The 17,398-nt window shown below is 56.1% G+C and carries 13 protein-coding genes; 8 read left to right on the top strand and 5 right to left on the bottom strand.

Annotated features, from left to right (window positions below; translation table 11 throughout):
• The first annotated feature begins 143 nt into the window (after positions 1-143).
• Positions 144-386: a DinI family protein gene (locus M8014_RS08120; RefSeq protein ID WP_271282012.1), complete on the top strand. Its 243-nt coding sequence runs from the start codon at positions 144-146 to the stop codon at positions 384-386.
• A 259-nt stretch (positions 387-645) separates the two neighbouring features.
• Entirely contained in the window at positions 646-1,500 is an 855-nt protein-coding gene (locus tag M8014_RS08115) for a PA4780 family RIO1-like protein kinase (protein WP_271282011.1), read from the top strand.
• A gap of 52 nt (positions 1,501-1,552) precedes the next feature.
• On the opposite strand, the gene nanQ is transcribed toward M8014_RS08115, so the two are convergent.
• The 5 genes from nanQ to nanR form a co-directional block, all read right to left on the bottom strand.
• Complete coding sequence (gene nanQ, locus M8014_RS08110) at positions 1,553-2,014, bottom strand: N-acetylneuraminate anomerase (RefSeq protein WP_271282010.1); 462 nt, start codon at positions 2,012-2,014, stop codon at positions 1,553-1,555.
• Positions 2,011-2,886 carry an N-acetylmannosamine kinase gene (gene nanK / locus M8014_RS08105; protein WP_271282009.1) on the bottom strand — a complete coding sequence of 292 codons (876 nt, stop codon included), beginning with the start codon at positions 2,884-2,886 and terminating at the stop codon, positions 2,011-2,013. The genes nanQ and nanK overlap by 4 nt, the downstream gene beginning before the upstream one ends.
• 64 nt (positions 2,887-2,950) lie before the next feature.
• Entirely contained in the window at positions 2,951-4,441 is a 1,491-nt protein-coding gene (locus M8014_RS08100) for an MFS transporter (RefSeq protein ID WP_271282008.1), read from the bottom strand.
• A gap of 88 nt (positions 4,442-4,529) precedes the next feature.
• Entirely contained in the window at positions 4,530-5,429 is a 900-nt protein-coding gene (gene nanA / locus M8014_RS08095; protein WP_271282007.1) for an N-acetylneuraminate lyase, read from the bottom strand.
• Positions 5,430-5,554: 125 nt separating this feature from the next.
• Entirely contained in the window at positions 5,555-6,340 is a 786-nt protein-coding gene (gene nanR / locus M8014_RS08090) for a transcriptional regulator NanR (RefSeq protein ID WP_271282006.1), read from the bottom strand.
• Positions 6,341-7,495: 1,155 nt separating this feature from the next.
• Between nanR and M8014_RS08085 the strand changes: the two genes are divergently transcribed.
• The 6 genes from M8014_RS08085 to M8014_RS08060 all read left to right on the top strand — a co-directional run bounded on the left by M8014_RS08085 (position 7,496) and on the right by M8014_RS08060 (position 17,322).
• A complete protein-coding gene (locus tag M8014_RS08085; RefSeq protein ID WP_271282005.1) occupies positions 7,496-12,856 on the top strand; it encodes a peroxidase family protein in 5,361 nt (1,786 codons plus the stop codon).
• 52 nt (positions 12,857-12,908) lie between these two features.
• Entirely contained in the window at positions 12,909-14,684 is a 1,776-nt protein-coding gene (locus M8014_RS08080; protein ID WP_271282004.1) for a type I secretion system permease/ATPase, read from the top strand.
• Entirely contained in the window at positions 14,681-16,018 is a 1,338-nt protein-coding gene (locus tag M8014_RS08075) for an HlyD family type I secretion periplasmic adaptor subunit (RefSeq protein ID WP_271282003.1), read from the top strand. The genes M8014_RS08080 and M8014_RS08075 overlap by 4 nt, the downstream gene beginning before the upstream one ends.
• 329 nt (positions 16,019-16,347) lie before the next feature.
• Positions 16,348-16,587: a regulatory protein YcgZ gene (gene ycgZ, locus M8014_RS08070; RefSeq protein ID WP_271282002.1), complete on the top strand. Its 240-nt coding sequence runs from the start codon at positions 16,348-16,350 to the stop codon at positions 16,585-16,587.
• 136 nt (positions 16,588-16,723) lie between these two features.
• On the top strand, positions 16,724-17,023 hold the full coding sequence (locus M8014_RS08065; RefSeq protein WP_271282001.1) for a hypothetical protein: 300 nt from the start codon (positions 16,724-16,726) through the stop codon (positions 17,021-17,023).
• Between the two features lie 20 nt (positions 17,024-17,043).
• Positions 17,044-17,322, top strand: a complete 279-nt coding sequence (locus tag M8014_RS08060) for a biofilm development regulator YmgB/AriR family protein (RefSeq protein ID WP_271282000.1) — start codon at positions 17,044-17,046, stop codon at positions 17,320-17,322.
• Positions 17,323-17,398: the final 76 nt, after the last annotated feature.

Raw genomic sequence — 17,398 nt, 5'->3', positions numbered from 1 at the left:
ACGAAGTCCTGAAAGCCCGCACGGCGCAAGCCTGGCGGGCTTTTTTGTGCCCCTATTACGCCTAACATGCCCCACCCCCTTGACGCTGGATAAAAACACAGTATAACTACACTCCTACCCACTACACTTAGGATCACAAACCCATGTTCGTCGAGCTGGTATATGACAAACGCAACTTTGAAGGACTGCCTGGCGCGAAAGAGCGCATCCTGAACGAATTGGCCAAGCGGGTGCATCGCATCTTCCCCGATGCCGAGGTGCGCGTTAAGCCGATGATGACGCTGCCGGGCATCAACACCGATGCCAGTAAGCATGAGAAAGAACAAATCAGCCGTGCTGTTCAGGAAATGTTTGAAGAAGCCGAGATGTGGCTCGCTGACGAGTAACAGATGGGCACGAAACCACTCTCCCGGATCCCACAGTCCGGGAATGTCACTCTCCTGATACCCCGTTAATTATTATGACTATTAAGGCGATTATCATCACTCCGTACTGCCCTCGCCCTGTCATAAATTCACGCAGATAAAAGATGCGTTTCGTTTACACCGCACTGAATCCCGTCATCCCCTCAGCTGAATAAAAAGCCTGCATTAATTTTGCGTGTTAGTGATACGAAAAGCGGCGCAAATAAGGTATAAAAGCCGCATGAAAATCCCAAACAGACTCCAACCCCTGGTCGATGACGGCCTGATCGACGCCGTGCTTCAACGCCTGAAAAGCGGCAAGGAAGCCGACGTGTACACCGTGCTGTGCGGTGACAATATTCAGTGTGCCAAAGTGTACAAGGAAGCGTCACAGCGCAGCTTCAAGCAGGCCGTGCAGTACCAGGAAGGACGTAAAGTCCGTAATACGCGTAATGCGCGCGCGATGCAAAAAGGCTCAAAGTTCGGCCGTAAACAACAGGAAGAGGTCTGGCACACGGCCGAGGTCGATGCGTTATTCCGCCTGGCGAATGCTGGCGTGCGCGTCCCTCAGCCTCACATGTGTCTGGACGGCGTGCTGCTGATGGAGCTGGTCACCGATGCCGAAGGCGCGGTCGCCCCTCGTCTGAGCGACGTTACCCTGAGCGAAGAGAACGCGGTTGCGGATTTCGATGCGATGATCCGCAACATTGTGCGCATGCTGTGCGCCGGTATCGTGCATGGCGATCTGTCCGAGTTTAACGTGCTGCTGGATGCCCAGGGGCCGGTGATTATCGACCTGCCGCAGGCGGTGGATGCCGCCGCCAACAACCATGCTGAATCCATGTTTGAACGCGATGTGAATAACATCACCGCCTATTACGGTCAGTTCGCCCCGCAGCTGCTGAAAACGCGCTACGCGAAAGAGATCTGGATGCTGTATGAAGACGGCAAGTTAACGCCAGAAACCCCGCTGACCGGGCTGTTTGTCGAAGAACTTCATGATGTGGATATGGACTCGCTGATGGATGAAATCATCACCGCTGAAGACGAGTATTATGAACGCCAGCGGGCGGCGAAAGAACGCGACGACGAGTAAAAGAAGTGAAGTATTAAAAGCCCGCACGGCGGGCTTTTTTTATGCAGCACATTCACACAGCGCTGTGCAGCAGCTTAATTACCGCCTTTTTTAGCCGTACCGGTTGCGTGGTATGACAGCCGGGTTTATGCGGTTCTCCCGGCATAAAAATCGCGAACATACCCGGTTTCAGCGTCAGGGACTGTTCATTTTCGATGCGCTGACAAAGCTGATAATCCTCCTGCTCGTGCCATTCATCACACTCCCGCGCGCTCCCCGTCAGGCCGTAATAAATACGCTCTTCGCCTTCCAGCACAATTTGAATATCGATGTAGCGGCGATGCAGCTCGGCGCGTTTGTCTTCCGCGCGCTGCGTGTCGAACTGCATCACGTTGACAAACAACGCCTCTCCCTCCAGGGGATAACTTCCCGGCGCGTTGTGCGCAATCTCCGCGCGCAACGCCTGGTCGATGGCCTGACAAAATGCCGCCGACAGCCCGGTGGCCTGCAGCTGGTTGAGATGACCGACAATCATTGTCGTGATCCTTGTGCCCATAATGCCGCGCCCAGCAAACCCGCATCGCTGCGGTGGTGGGCAGAATAAAGTTCGACCTGATAAACCGCAGGTTCCTGCGCCAGGTAGTGCTGCACCTGCGAAAGATAGCCTTCGGCAAGCCCGATGCTGCCACCCACTACCACCCGCTGACAGTCGGTCAGGGCTTTCAGATCCGCAATCAAGCGCGCCAGGGTCCGGGCCGAACGTTGCACCAGCGCCACCGCCTGAGTTTGCCCTTGCGCGGCGTGGGCAAAAATGGCTTTGGCATCCAGCCCGGATAACTCGTCCTGCGCGGCGGCGGCGATGCCCCGCCCCGAGGCAATGGCCTCAACGCAGCCGATCCGCCCACAGCCGCAGCGTGGCCCGTGGGGGTCAGCAAGGGTGTGACCGCAATGTCCGGTCAGCCCCCCGGAGCCGGTGACCAGTTTGCCATCCTGAATCACCCCTCCGCCCACCCCGGTCGAGACGGTGATAAACACCATATCGCGGATCCTGGAGGGCGCCTGCTGATACTCTGCCAGCGCCGCGGCCTGGGCATCATTTAATGCCACGCCGGGCAGCCCGGTCAGGGCAGACAGGTACTGCACCAGTGGGAAATGGGACAGTCCTCCGAGGTTGGCCGGGTTAATCGAGGTTAAGACGCCATCCTGAATAATCCCGGTTGAAGCGATAGCAATGTACTGCGCCTCAGAATAGAGAGGTGTCACCAGTACGCGCAGCGCGTTCTCCAGCGCATCCGGCGTCTGGCTGGCGGGTGTCGGAATTTCTCTGCGTGCGACAATCCGTAATGAACTGTCTATCAGCGCGGCGGCAAGCTTGGTGCCACCAATATCAATGGCCAGGACGATCATTTTGTTGCTCCCTGGGCCTGCACTTTTGCATCCAACGCATCAAGAAATGACATATCCACTCCGTTTATATTTTAGTTTTGACCAGCTGGCGTGTGCTTTTACTTGCAGTCATGGCGCCACTAAGGGGTTTGCCGTCGATGGCATCATGGGTACGGAGCGCTTCAGGGTGCAGCCAGCGCTGAACGCGGGACGGCATATCAAAGCCAATCAGCAGGATGACGACAAAGGTCAGGCTAAACGACAGGGAACACAGTGCGGTGCCCAGATCGAGACGCTGGGCGATAAATGCCCCCAGCACCGGGGCTAATGCCCCACCTAATGCGCCAACGTTATAGGTAAACCCAAGCCCGGCCGCACGCTGCTCAGTATCAAAATACCCGCCGATCAGTTTAGGCAGGATCCCGGAGATCCCCTGGCCGAGCATCTGCTGGAAGAACAGCAGCAGACCCAGCACCCAGACGTTGCTTCCGCCAATGGCAAATACCGGAATGATCAGCAGCTGGGAGGCCAGCAGGCTATAAACGTAGGCTTTGCGTGTCCCGACCCAGTCGCCGAGGAAGCCGCCCACACAGCAGCCCGCCGCGGCACCAAAACCGCTGAAGAACAGCACCTGCGCGACGGTGGCCGGATCGTATGCCAGGTCGGTTTTCAGATAGGTGGGTAACAGGGCCTGGATAGGCCAGGAATATAAGAAGGCAAACAGCACCACAACCATCAGCGTGACGCCGGTCGGCCAGCGTTTACCGTTACTCTGCACCATAAAGCTGACGAAGATCCCGGCGCACAGCAGGCCAAGCACCGCCACAATGGCAGCATTGTTTAACTGACCGGCGAAGCAGAACCACAGGGCAATACCGGCCACCAGGGTCATGATGATATTGATGACGCGATGTTCGCCGCGATAAAGAATATCCACCATGGTTTTAACCGGTGCTTTGCCCTGGTGGTTTTCTTTCCAGTCTTCGGCTTCGGGAATGTTTTTTCGCAGCCAGAGCGCAAAAATAATCGGCAGAATGCCAATGAAGAACAGCGCGCGCCAGCCCCATTCCGGCACCACCAGGCTATACACCTGGGCCGCAATCACCGCGCCGACGGAGAACCCGGAAATTAAAAAGCCGCTGGCTTTATTGCGCAGCTTTTTCGGCCAGCTTTCAATCACATAGGTCGCGCTGGAGCCATACTCTCCCGCCATCCCCATACCGATGATCAGGCGGGCAATAAACATGGTGGTATAACCCTGGGCCAGGCCACAGGCCAGCGTGCCCACGGAAAACAGCACAATACTGCTGACCATCGCCAGACGACGACCGTAGCGATCGCCCATCGCCCCCAGCATCAGGCCGCCGAACCAGCGGGAAATAAAGGCCGCGGAGATAAGACTCGCGGCGTGGAGGGTCGTCAGACCAAACTCGGTCTTGATATCGGTTAATACGAGGGCAATCAGGACAAAATCGAAACCATCAAGAACATAACCTACCCAGGCGGCAGTAAATGCCCGCCACTGCTGACGGTTAAGGCAACGATACCACGGGACATTTTGTGTCATTGTATTCATGTCAGTCTCCGCAATGGGTAAACCCATACGCTGTTTTTGTAGGATACAGGTACAGCGATGCCGGTCAGTCCCGGCATCTGTTTTTGTTTTAGTGTTGTGCTTTTTCTTGCTGGAGCTGCTGCGCTAATTCCCGGAGTTCTGGCAGATATTTCTCATCGACCGGCGCAAAGGGTTTACGGCACAGCGGCACATCAATGACATCCATGTAATGCAGAACGGTTTTCAGGCCACGGAACACGCCGACCTTGATCAGCTGATCAATCACCGCATTACATTTCGCCTGGATCGCTTGCGCGCTGGCGATATCCCCTTCCTTCAGCGCTTTTACAATCGCCTGGTAACGCCACCCCATAATGTTATAGGTACTGCCGATCCCGCCGTCCGCGCCTGCCAGCAGGCCGGAAGCGAAGATCTCGTCATAGCCGTTGTACAGCACCAGATCCGGATGCGCCCGGCGGATCTGCTCCATCTGATACAGATCCCCGGACGTTTGTTTCAGCGCACCGACGCCCGGTAAGGTCACCAGGGTGTTGATCTGATCCAGAGACAGTTTGACGCCGCTCAGCGCCGGGATGTTGTACACCACCATCGGCAACCCATCCGCAGCATCAATAATTCCACGATAGTGATCGCAATGCTCTTCAAAACTGAAAGGGTAATAAAAGGGCGTGACGGCAGACACCGCGTGATAGCCCGCCCGGCTGGCGGCTTTCGCCAGTTGCTGGCTTTCGTGGGTGCTGACTGTCCCAACATGGGCAATCAGCGTTATTTTCCCTTTCGCTTCTTCAGCAACAATTTCAAGCACTTCCTGACGTTCAGCGCTGTTTTGCACGAAGGCTTCGCCGGTTGATCCCCCGACGTACAGGCCATCAACGCCCTGCGCAATATTGAACTGCACCAGCTGTCGCAGGCTTTTGGTATCAAGCTGCTGCTGACGATCGAACGGAGTAAGCAGAGCAGGCATAACCCCTTTAAGCGTAACTGACATAGAGACCTCGATATGTTGTGATGATGTTATGACTATAGACCTTTATACCTGTTATACCAGACAGAAAAAAATGAGCGCTGTCGAAATACGCGGAACGCGATCCAGTTCACTAAATGATCGAGGGGTTACTTGCGTCGCTTTTTATTTTGTTCGAAGGCGTGCCAGGTGGCGAAAACGCTGTTGAGGTGGGTTTGCAACGCGCGTTCAGCCGCATCCGGATCCTGGCTGCGGATGGCGTTGAAGATCCCAATATGCTGTTGATAACTGGTGTTATTGTGCTCGCGCAATGCCTCTTCAGGTACGGCGGGGCGGGCAGCGATCAGCCAGTCGATCAAGGCGACATGGATGGCCATAAAGATAGGGTTGTTGGGGATTTCTGCCAGCACGCGGTGAAATTCGACATCAGAACGGATAAACAGGGCGTTGTCATCCAGGGACTGGCTGTTCAGCTCCAGCGCTTTTTCCAGCAGTGCAATCTGTTCATCGCTTGCATGCTGCGCGGCATGACGTACCAGGCTGGATTCAAAGAACAGACGTAGTTGTTCGAAATGCGCAATCCCACCCGGGTGGGCAAGAAAGTCTTTCGCCATACCGGAGAGCTCACTGATGATGGTATCCGCAGACGGACGTGAAATACGGGCGCGCTCACCGTTCTGGATCTGTACCAGGCCTTTGCGTTTTAATGCAGCCAGCGCTTCACGAACCGAGGGGCGACCGACATTGAAAAACGCCATCAGCTCACGTTCAGAAGGAAGCTGCTCCCCTTCCGCAAACTCGCGGCGACGGATCATCTGCTCCAGCTCTTCTTCTACCATGTCGGACAATTTTTTGCGCGCCAGCGGACGACGACGCAACGCACGCCCAATGGTGTCAGAGGTGGTTGGTGCCTGTTTTTCGCTGGACTGAGTCATAAACGCTTTAAGCTAATAAGTTGAGATAAGAAGTGTTTTATCATAAAACCGCTGTTTCTGGCAGGGGTTATCGTAATGAAACCGCGACAACAACAGGCCAATGCTGATGAGTGGCAACGTCCCCTGCTTTCCCCTCCTGCAAACCTGCACGTTGTGATGAAATGCTGACAGGATTAATCATTAATCCCCTTAATTAATCTCACACCAAAGAAATGCTCGCTGAGAGCGGAACAATAAAACAACCACTATAAAAACTCATACTTCAGACGTAGAAAAACCGGCTGTCGTTATTTTGACCATCCGTTCAAAATCACCCTACATCACGACCGGCATGTTTATCCCGCCCCACGCTGCAATGAGGATTTAATTTAAAAAAGAAAACCCATTACGTTGCCATTTTATTCCCCAGAAAATAAACCATTCAAAAGCCATAAATGTACAACTAACTTTAATGCGTACAGAATTTAAAAAATAAACACAACAACCACGCTAACCTCTCATCGCCCAATTAGCGGATTGAACATCCGACTAAGCATAGCGGGTTTGTTACAGAAAAAAGACAGTCAGAACGGTTTATTTTTCGTCCTGCGCGTACAACCTCATCGCGCCACAGGCACCGCCATTGCTGGCCTGTGTGTTGCCCCCTCAACATATCCCTTGTTTTACATTAACCTGTCACGGTTTTTAATTAGCACGAAAATCAATATACACACTCACGCCTTAAGCTAAACCTCGAATATATCTCTGGCTCATAAAAAAGTATTATTGTGGGAAGGTAAAGACCCTCCATAGTTATCTCCATAGCCCACCCGTAACATGTGATAACAATTCTAAACACAAATTAAGCATTGCTAAACAATTGTCATTATCAACAACCCTGCCGCTTTGAAGGCGTCCTGTCGTTCAAAGAGCCGAGTCGGTTTGTGATTTTATTTATCTCGCCCACTGACGCGATAAATAAACTTACCCAAACGCATATTCCCGTAACCCAAATTATATTGGGCAAAAGGGCATTGCCATTAACGACTTAACAGGGAGCATATTAATGCAATCATAAACAGACCTTTCACTCAGCATGAACCGGTGCATTCTTTTCTGACGCCCCTTCGGCGGCAAAAAGAAAGATGATAGCAAATCAAGCAAAGGTAATTATTTATGGCCGAACAATATGATTTTACTGTCACACTCCACGACCTCGAATTTATTCTGAAGCAGATCAAGCTCTCCGAGTCGGCAACCACCGCCGATGGCGGGATCGATGGCGACAAGCTTCGTGAGGAGGTGGGTGACCCGCTGCTCCCGTACGGTATCCGTACCGTGGACGGTACCTGGAATAACCTGTTACCCGGTCAGGAGAAGTACGGCTCTGCCGACCAGACCATGCCACGACTGGTTCCGCTGGATCTGGAGGCCATTCGCAACGACCCTGAACTGGCTAAATATCTCACTACCTCCGGTCCGAACAGCATGGTGACGGACTCCGACCCGCGCTTAATCAGTAACATCATCTCTGACCAGAGCACGAAAAACCCTGCTGCGGTAGAAGCGGCCAACGATCTCAAAGACGCCCCGGGGGGCGGCGGCAGCGTAAACGGTAGCCTGAACATTCCCAACCTGTCGCCAGATGTCGGCTTATCCCCGGCCTTTAACGGCTGGATGACCTTCTTCGGTCAGTTCTTTGACCACGGTCTGGATCTGATCCCAAAAGAAGGCAACGGCATCGTCTTTATCCCGTTGCTGCCTGACGATCCGCTGTATGTGGAAGGTTCCCCGACCAACTTTATGATCCTGACCCGCGCCAAAGTGGATGCCACCCATAACACCGTGAACACCACCACCCCGTGGATCGATCAGAACCAGACCTACACCTCCCATCCGTCGCATCAGATATTCCTGCGCGAATTCACCATCATTGATGGCAAACCCGAGCCAACCGGCCATCTGCTCAACGGCGCGCACGGGATCGCCACCTGGGGCGAGGTCAAAGCACATGCCCTGGAGTTTCTCGGCATCAAGCTGACCGACGCGGATATTTTCAACGTCCCGCTGCTGGCAACGGACCGTTACGGCAACCTGATGTTAAGTTCCGACGGCAAAGTGCAGATTGTCACCGCCCACGGTCTGGTAAAAGCCAACGGTGATGTCTTACCGTCAGACACGCTGCGCACCGGTCATGCCTTCCTCGATGATATCGCCCACACGGCGGTGCCGAAGTTCATAACCCTCGCTGACGGCACCACAAAAGTTCTGGCCACCGACGCCGATAGTGCCATCAACGGGACGACCGAAGCAGGCACTTACGATAACGAACTGCTCGACCGGCACTTCATCACCGGCGATGGTCGCGGTAACGAAAACATCGGCCTGACCGCCGTACACTCGGTATTCCACGACGAACATAACCGGCTGGTAGAGCAGTATAAAACCACCCTGCTGGCGTCAAACGATGTCGCGGTGATCAACCCGTGGCTGATGCCCAATCACCAGATCACCGAGATCCCTGCCGACACCAGCACTCTGGTGTGGAATGGGGAATATCTGTTCCAGGCCGGTCGCTTTACCACCGAAATGGAATACCAGCACCTGGTGTTTGAAGAGTTTGGCCGTGCCGTCCAGCCCGCAGTGGATCCGTTTGTGTTCTCGCCCACCGCCGACATCAACCCGGCGATCTTCGCCGAGTTCGCGCACGTGGTGTACCGCTTCGGCCACTCAATGCTGACCGAAACCGTCGCCCGTACCGACAGCGATATGCTGAGTGATGACCTGGGACTGATTCAGGCATTCCTCAACCCGCTGGCCTTCGATAACGACGGGGACATGAGCAATGAACAGGCCATTGGCGCCATCGTGCGCGGGATGACCCGTCAAATCGGCAACGAAATTGACGAGTTCATTACCGGTGCGCTGCGTAACAACCTGGTCGGCCTGCCGCTGGACCTGGGCGCCCTCAACATCGCCCGCGGCCGCGACACCTTTATGCCAACCCTCAACGAAGCCCGCGCACAGTTCTTTGAAATCACGGGCAACAGCGAGCTCAAACCCTATACCAGCTGGTCGGATTTTGCCTATTACCTGAAAAACACCGCCTCGATCATCAACTTTATGGCCGCCTACGGTCAGCATAAGTTGATCACCGATGCCACTACGGTCGCCGGAAAACGTGCGGCGGTGGAGTTCCTGCTGTTTGGTCCGGCCAACGACGCGACCCGCGCCGATGCGTTTGACTTCTTCAACAGCACAGGCGCATGGGCGACCAAAGAGACCGGCCTGAACATGGTCGATTTCTGGATTGGCGGGCTGGCGGAGCGCAAAAACGAGTTCGGCGGCATGCTCGGCTCGACCTTTAACTTCGTCTTTGAAACCCAGATGGAGATGCTGCAGGACGGGGACCGCTTCTACTATCTGAGCCGTACTCAGGGGCTGAACATGCTCAACCAGCTGGAGGCCAACTCGTTTGCCGCCCTGGTGATGCGTAACAGCGACCTGGGCGAAGTCGGCTCCTCTCACGTCCACGCCAAACTGTTCATGACCCCGGATCACACGCTGGAAGTGAACACCCGCGTACAGACCGAGGTCGATCCGACCTGGGGTAATCCGCTCAAAGATCTGCTTACTCCGCTGGTGGTGCGTAAAGAGGCCGGAGCCGATGGAAACGGCGCCTATCTGAAATACGCCGGTGATGGCCACGTGGTGCTGGGCGGCTCACAGGGGAACGACACCTTAATTGGCGGCAAAGGTATCGACAGCCTGTGGGGTGACGGCGGTAACGATCGTCTCGACGGCGGCGACGAAGCCGATACCGTGCACGGCGGCGACGGGGACGACATTATCACCGACACCGGTACGCCGGTAGGTGGAGCGGACTTCCTGCACGGTGATGCCGGCAACGACGTTATCTTCTCCGGTAACGGCAATGACCTGAGCTTCGGCGGCAGCGGCAAGGACTTTATTGTCGTCGGCGAAGATGCCCAGGAAGTGTTTGGCGGTCTGGATAACGACTTCATCCTCGGTGGCTCCGGTGCCGACGCGCTGATGGGCAACGAAGGCGACGACTGGCTGGAAGGCGGCGACGGCTTTGACTCCCTGACCGGCGAAAACTCCGAGCTGTTCTTCAACAGTACCCTCATCGGCCACGACGTCCTGAACGGTCAGGGTAACGACACCGACTACGACGGCGAAGCGGGCGATGACATCATGGTCCAGGGCGCGGGCATCCAGCGTAACAACGGGATGGCCGGTTTCGACTGGGCGATCCACAAAGGCGATACCACCGCCGCCAACTCGGACCTGGGCATTCCGATCTTCGTCAACCAGCAGGAGTTTATCCTGCGCGACCGCTTCGACCTGGTCGAAGGTCTGTCGGGCTGGAAATTTGACGATGTGCTCACCGGCACCGATCAGCCGCTCGGTACCGCCCCGGTGCAGGGCACGCCGCTGTCTAACAACCTGACCCTTGAAGGCGTGGCGCGGATCGCCGGGCTGGATAAGGTGGTCGGCAGCACCCTGATGAATGGCGCAGTCAATGGCGTTGTGCTTAACCCGGACAACGGTGCCGACATTATCCTCGGCGGCGGCGGCAGCGACCGTATCATGGGTAAGGCGGGCAATGACATTATCGATGGCGATGCCTGGCTGAACGTGCGAATCGAAGTCAGGGATGCACAGGGGGCCGCGATTAAGAGCGTCGACAGCATGAACGACATCAAATTCGAGATGCTGAATGGCACCATCAACCCGGGCCAGCTGCACATCGTGCGCGAGATCCTCAGCGATGGTAACAAAGGTGAAACCGATATTGCGCTGTACCGGGATATCAGCAGCAACTATCTGTTCAGCCGTAATGCCGACGGTAGCCTGACGGTCAACCACGCCACCCCGGATGCCGCCCTGCCGGACAACGACGGTATCGACCGCCTGTTGAATATCGAAAAACTGGAGTTTGGCGATAAATCGCAGCTGTGGGTGACGGCACAAAAAGCCACCGGCAACGTCGACATCAGCAACAAAGCCCCGTCGGCGGGGGATCTGCTGCGCGTCAGCACCTCCAACCTGGCGGATGGCAACGGCCTCGCGGACAACCTGCCGATCACCTACACCTGGCAGGCGCTAATCGGCGGCGAGTGGCGCAACCAGGCCACCGGCGTGGAGTTCCGGGTGCCGAACAACCTCGCAGGCTCTCAGCTGCGGGTCACCGCCAGCTTTACCGACCGCATGGGCGATGCTGAGTCGCTGGTCTCTGCCTTTACCAGCCCGGTCGGGCCACGCGATCAACCCACTACCGGAGCGCCGACCATCAGTGACCAGACGCCAACCCGCACCATGGCGCTGACGGCTGTGGTCTCGGGCATTGCCGATGCCGATGGCCTGACGGGGGGGAACTTCCGCTTCCAGTGGCAGATGAGCACCCTGCTCGGCTTCGTCAACATTGCGGGTGCCACTGCGGCGACCTACACCCCAACCCAGGGCGTGGTTGACCGTACCCTGCGGGTGGTCGTCACCGTCACCGACGATGAAGGCAACCCCTCCGTGGTGCTGACGTCTGCCGCCACACAGACGGTCGGGGATCTGATTGTCGGCAACAACGGCGGGAACGCCATTATCGGCACCGGTGGCAGCGATTACCTGGACGGCGGTGCGGGCAACGACACCCTGACCGGGCTGGGAGGCGATGACTTCATGCTCGGCGGCACAGGGAATGACACGCTGAACGGCGGCGACGGCAACGATGAACTGCACGGCAATGACGGCAACGACACCGTGAATGGCGGCAACGGCAACGACCTGCTGTACGGCGAAGCCGGAAACGACACCCTCGATGGCGGCGCGGGGGCCGACACCATGTTCGGCGGCGCTGGCGACGATATCTATGTCGTCGACAACGCGGGCGATATCGTGGTGGAGAACGCAAACGGCGGGAATGACACCGTCCGCACCAGTCTCAGCAGTTACGATCTGACCGCCAACGTTGAAGTCCTGACCTACACCGGACTGGGCAACTTTATCGGTACCGGTAACGCCCTGAACAACATCATCACCGGCGGCATCGGTAATGATCAGCTGTTCGGCATGGACGGTAACGACCAGCTGATCGGTGGCCTCGGCAACGACTATCTGGAAGGCGGAATCGGCACCGATAACCTGCAGGGCGACGCCGGGAATGACACCCTGGCGGGCGGTGCGGGCGTCGATACTCTTAACGGCGGCACAGGGAACGATATCCTGATCGGCGACGCGGGTAACGACATCCTCACCGGCGGCAGCGGCAGTGACAACTTTGTCTTCGGGGTCGGTTTCGGGCGCGACACCATCACCGACTTCGACAGTAACCCGACGGGCGGCCAGGACTTTATCGACCTGCAAACCCGGGGCATTACTGCGGCAACGTTCGCCAGCAGCGTCTCGATTACCGGCAATAACAACACCACCACCCTAACCCTCAGCGGTGGCGACGTCATTACGTTAACGGGGACAGCAGCCAACTCCGTGACGATTAATGATTTCCATCTGCTGAGCTAACGGTGAATCGGGAATAAAAACACTACTTTATTGATGTAATAAGGAGCACACCATGCCGCGCCAGTATAAGTCGACAGAACTGAAAAAAGCCCTGAAGGGAACCAGACCTGCTTTTATGATGCTGCTGTTTTTTAGCAGCGTGATAAATCTACTTATGCTGGCGCCGGCAATCTATATGCTGCAGGTGTACGACCGGGTTCTGGCCAGCCAGAACACCACTACCCTGCTGATGTTAACGTTACTGATCGTTGGGATATACATTGTCATCGGGATGATTGAGTTTGCCCGCGCCAGCGTGATGACCCGGCTCGGCAACCGTCTGGATGTGAAATTAAATCAGCTGGTCTTCAGCGCCGCTTTTAAGCGTAAAACGGCGACGGGGGATAATAACCCGGCGCAGGCGCTGAACGAGCTGGGGCAAATACGGCAGGTGCTTTCCGGCAACAGTTTATTTGCCCTGCTGGATATCCCCTGGACGCCCTTCTATTTACTGATTGCCTTCCTGGTGCATCCTCTGCTGGGGTATTTATCGCTCGGGGGGATTCTCGTCCTGTTTTTCCTGACCCTGATAACGGAACTCGCCACCAAATCGCCGATTCAGCAGGCACATGAATTAAGCGTACACAACACCACCCGGCTGAATAAGCAGCTGCAGAATGCCGACACCATCGAAGCGATGGGGATGCTCGGCACCCTGAAGCAGCACTGGCTGGAGCAGCACAGCAAAGTGATGGTGCTGCAAACCCAGATTGCGGATAAAACCTCGGTCCTCAGTAGCCTGAGCCGCTTTGTGCGAGTCCTGCTGCAGTCCGTGGCGCTGGGTGCGGGGGCATTGCTGGTCATCGCCGGGGAGATCACCCCCGGGCTGATGATCGCCTCCTCGATTATCCTCGGTCGGGTGCTGAGCCCGGTGGAACAGGTGATCAGCAGCTGGAAGCAGTTCGTCCAGTTCCGCAGCGCCTGGCACCAGTTAACCAGGCTGCTGCAGGAGTATCCGGGCACCAAAGAGGTGCTGACCCTGCCAACGCCGAAAGGCAACATCAGCGTCGAAGGGATCTTCGCCGCCCCTCCGGGCCAGAAAGCCGCCACGCTGCGCAATATCTCCTTCCAGCTCGAACAGGGCGAAGTGCTGGGGATCATCGGCCCTTCCGCCTCGGGTAAAAGCTCGCTGGCGAAGCTGCTGGTCGGCGTCTGGCATCCGTTATCCGGCAAGGTGCGGATCGATGGAGCAGACATTTGCCAGTGGGATAAAGTCCTGCTTGGCCCGTCCATCGGCTATCTCCCGCAGGATGTGGAGCTGTTTGACGGCAGCATCGCCCAGAACATCTCCCGCTTTGGTCACGCCGACAGCGAGCTTATCGTGGCCGCCGCGCATCTGGCCGGGGTTCACGAGATGATCCTGCGCCTGCCGCAGGGCTACGACACCCCGCTCGGGATGGGGGGTTATCAGCTCTCCGGCGGCCAGCGCCAGCGCATCGGCCTGGCGCGGGCGGTGTACAACAATCCGGCCTTTATCGTCCTCGATGAGCCGAATGCCAACCTCGACGACATCGGCGAGATGGCCCTTATCAAAGCAATCACCACCCTGCGCACACAAGGGCAAACCGTGGTGTTGATTTCCCATCGCCCAACCCTGCTGGGCGTGGTCAACAAAGTCCTGCTGATTAACGAAGGCGCCGTCCAGGCGTTCGGCCCGCGCGAGCAGGTGTTTGCCAACCTGCGCCAGGCCAACATGCTCAAATCCGTGCCGACCGCCGCCGCTGCCGATGCACTGGCGGCCGACAACGCCCCTTCCGTCAGCCACGAACCCCAACGAGAGGCATTATGATGAAAAAGAACAACAACAGCCCTGCGATGCCCGACGGTGACGGCGTGGATATCAATATCTGGCCGCCGCTGATTCGCGGCACGATCGTTATCCTGATCGCCGTGGGCGGGTTCTTACTGTGGGCAGGCAAAGCGCCGCTGGATGCCGGGGTGGTGGCCGAGGGCACCGTCACCGTGTCGAGCAACCGTAAAACCATCCAGCACTTAAGCGGCGGCCGGGTCACCGATATCTATATGAAAGAGGGCGAAGTGGTGAAAAAGAACCAGGTGCTGATGCGCCTGGATACCCTGCAGCTCGACATGCGCTACAGCGCCCTGAGCGCGCAGTTTATCTCTGCCAAAACCAGCGAAGACCGCCTGCTGGCGGAGCGCAACGGGGCGGACGCCATCACCTTTAGCGACACGCTGAGCAAAAACTTTGCCAGCAATAAGCGGCTGGCAGAGAGCCAGCAGCTGCAGACCAGGCTGTTCGAGACGCGCCGCAAAAACATTCAGGATGAGATCTCGATGATCGAGGAGTCGCTGGATGGCCTGACCGAACAGACCGGGAACCTGAATAAAATAAAAGGTTATCGCGAGCATCAGTTCACTCTGATTAATAAAGAGCTGGGGGCCATCCGGGCGCTGACCGAGAAAAACTACTACCCCAAGGCCCAGCTAATGGTGCTGGAGCGCGAGGCCGCTGAAATATCCAGCACCGTCTCCGAGGATATTCTCAACATCGCCAGGCTCAAGTCGCAGCAGAATGAACTGCGGATCAAAGCCTATCAGGTGCAGCACCAGTACCTGCGCGAAGTGGAGTCGGAATTGACCCTGAAGCAAAAAGAGGTGGCGATGCTGGAGGACGAGCTAATGTCGACCCGGCATGAGCTGGATAACACGGTGATCCGCTCCCCTATCGACGGGATCGTGCTGGATGTCAAAGTCAGCACCGTGGGCGGGATCATTCAGCCGGGCGAGCATTTAATGGATATCGTTGCCGCCGGCCAGCCGCTGCAAATCGACGCCAAAATCCCGGTACAGGCCATCGACAAGCTGGCCCCAGGGCTGACGGTCGACGTACTGTTCCCGGCCCTCAACCACGCCCTGCTCCCGTCGGTCCCCGCCCGGGTGCTGACGGTCTCGGCAGACCGCTTAACCGATAAAGTCACCCAGCAACCGTACTACCTGGCCGAAGTACAGGTCTCCGCCGAAGGGGTGCATCTGTTAGGGGATTACAAGATCAAAGCCGGGATGCCCGCCAGCGTAACCATCAAAACCGGGGAACGCACCTTCCTGAGCTACCTGTTCAAACCCCTGCTGGCCCGGCTGGAGCTGGCGTTTAAAGAGATTTAATCCCACCGAAACGTTGCAGCGCGACCTGGCAGAAGGGCATGCCGGGGGCGCTGCGCTTGCCCGGTCTGGCAAACCCATAAGCCGCATCCCCGTAGACCAGATAAGCGCAGCGCCTTCTGGCGTTTTTTGCTCCAGCCCCTTACCTGCACGACAAACCTGTACACATTGCTGCCTGAAAAGCCTTTCCTGACGCAGATTTTGTGCATTACTTCACCAGATAACACGGTTTTGTTACGTATTCGGACATTTCTGTACAAGATTCATGTACAACTTTAACCTTTTCGTATATTTTTTTATCAATAATTTAAACCTACCCATCCGGAGTCACTATGCGACATAACGGTTCGCACCAGAGTTCAGCCATGGCCATCTCGGCCTACTTCAATAAAGCCAGCATGCCTACGCAACAGGAGACGCTGGGCGTGATTGTGAGTGAAATTCTGAAGGAAGGACGGAGCCTGAGCCGACTGAGCATTTGCACGAAGTTGCTGCACCGGGTGGAACTGACTGAAAACGAGGAAGAGATTGCTCATTACAATGAATTGATTGGTTTGTTTTTTGAACGATAAAGACAACCGAACTTCCATAGCTTACATCAGTCAGTATATTGATACGCGCCGGCTCGGACCCGACGGCTGGCTTAAAAATATTACTGATAACATGCTGCGGTGAGCCCGGCCTCCCCTCAGCAGTATGAGAACAGTTATGCACAGAACGAAACCTGAAAAACTGAAAGATGATCTTATTGGCGAAGCCGTATTGTTAATTTTAAAAAACAATGGGCCCATTAATTTCAAGGCGCTGGCCAGCAAGCTGCGTGCCATGGCGCTAAGCGAAAGCGATCCTGAAAGACAGACGGCGCTTGCTGCGGCGGTGGCCGAAATTGAACAACGTACTTCCGGACACGCCAGTAACCATGCAGAGATAAGGGGCAACTACAGCATTGATAATATGCACCATCTCATGACCAAAAATAGCCAACAACGCGCTGACAAAAAACATTAATTTTTATTCTGGTGAATAAGATGAACAAAGACATTGCACAGCACAGTTATAAATTTGACGCACTGCATGACCAGGCTCTGGCAAAACACTTTCGCACCGCTGGTGCGTCCTTATCTGATGAAGCGGCGGTATTAGGCGCAGCCATCAGATGTATTTTGCTCTGCGGCGATAACGTGTCGAATAAAGAAATTATTCTGCAGTTGATCCACGCCCTGGAAGTCACCCCCGATCCCGCAGCAGCAGATATCATCCGCAATACGCTGGAGATTGTGGTTGGCTTTACCCGCGACGATATGTAACCGGCGTTTCTGGGGCAGGCCGGCGCCGTACGACGCTGGCCTTAATCTCTTTCTGCCTGCCCGGTGATTTAGCAAA

The sequence above is a fragment of the Silvania hatchlandensis genome, assembly GCF_025564065.1.
Taxonomy (GTDB): Bacteria; Pseudomonadota; Gammaproteobacteria; order Enterobacterales; family Enterobacteriaceae; genus Enterobacter; species Enterobacter hatchlandensis.
The sequence above is the reverse complement of the archived record's forward strand: the minus strand, read 5'-3'. Positions and strand labels throughout refer to the sequence as shown.

Bases quoted from the DNA above. Each gene is read 5' to 3' on its own strand.
- nanQ (WP_271282010.1), bottom strand. From the start codon at position 2,014: ATGATTGTCGGTCATCTCAACCAGCTGCAGGCCACCGGGCTGTCGGCG.
- nanR (WP_271282006.1), bottom strand. From the start codon at position 6,340: ATGACTCAGTCCAGCGAAAAACAGGCACCAACCACCTCTGACACCATT.
- M8014_RS08085 (WP_271282005.1), top strand. From the start codon at position 7,496: ATGGCCGAACAATATGATTTTACTGTCACACTCCACGACCTCGAATTT.
- M8014_RS08065 (WP_271282001.1), top strand. From the start codon at position 16,724: ATGCACAGAACGAAACCTGAAAAACTGAAAGATGATCTTATTGGCGAA.
- M8014_RS08100 (WP_271282008.1), bottom strand. From the start codon at position 4,441: ATGAATACAATGACACAAAATGTCCCGTGGTATCGTTGCCTTAACCGT.
- M8014_RS08115 (WP_271282011.1), top strand. From the start codon at position 646: ATGAAAATCCCAAACAGACTCCAACCCCTGGTCGATGACGGCCTGATC.
- M8014_RS08075 (WP_271282003.1), top strand. From the start codon at position 14,681: ATGATGAAAAAGAACAACAACAGCCCTGCGATGCCCGACGGTGACGGC.
- M8014_RS08060 (WP_271282000.1), top strand. From the start codon at position 17,044: ATGAACAAAGACATTGCACAGCACAGTTATAAATTTGACGCACTGCAT.
- ycgZ (WP_271282002.1), top strand. From the start codon at position 16,348: ATGCGACATAACGGTTCGCACCAGAGTTCAGCCATGGCCATCTCGGCC.
- nanK (WP_271282009.1), bottom strand. From the start codon at position 2,886: ATGATCGTCCTGGCCATTGATATTGGTGGCACCAAGCTTGCCGCCGCG.
- M8014_RS08120 (WP_271282012.1), top strand. From the start codon at position 144: ATGTTCGTCGAGCTGGTATATGACAAACGCAACTTTGAAGGACTGCCT.
- nanA (WP_271282007.1), bottom strand. From the start codon at position 5,429: ATGTCAGTTACGCTTAAAGGGGTTATGCCTGCTCTGCTTACTCCGTTC.
- M8014_RS08080 (WP_271282004.1), top strand. From the start codon at position 12,909: ATGCCGCGCCAGTATAAGTCGACAGAACTGAAAAAAGCCCTGAAGGGA.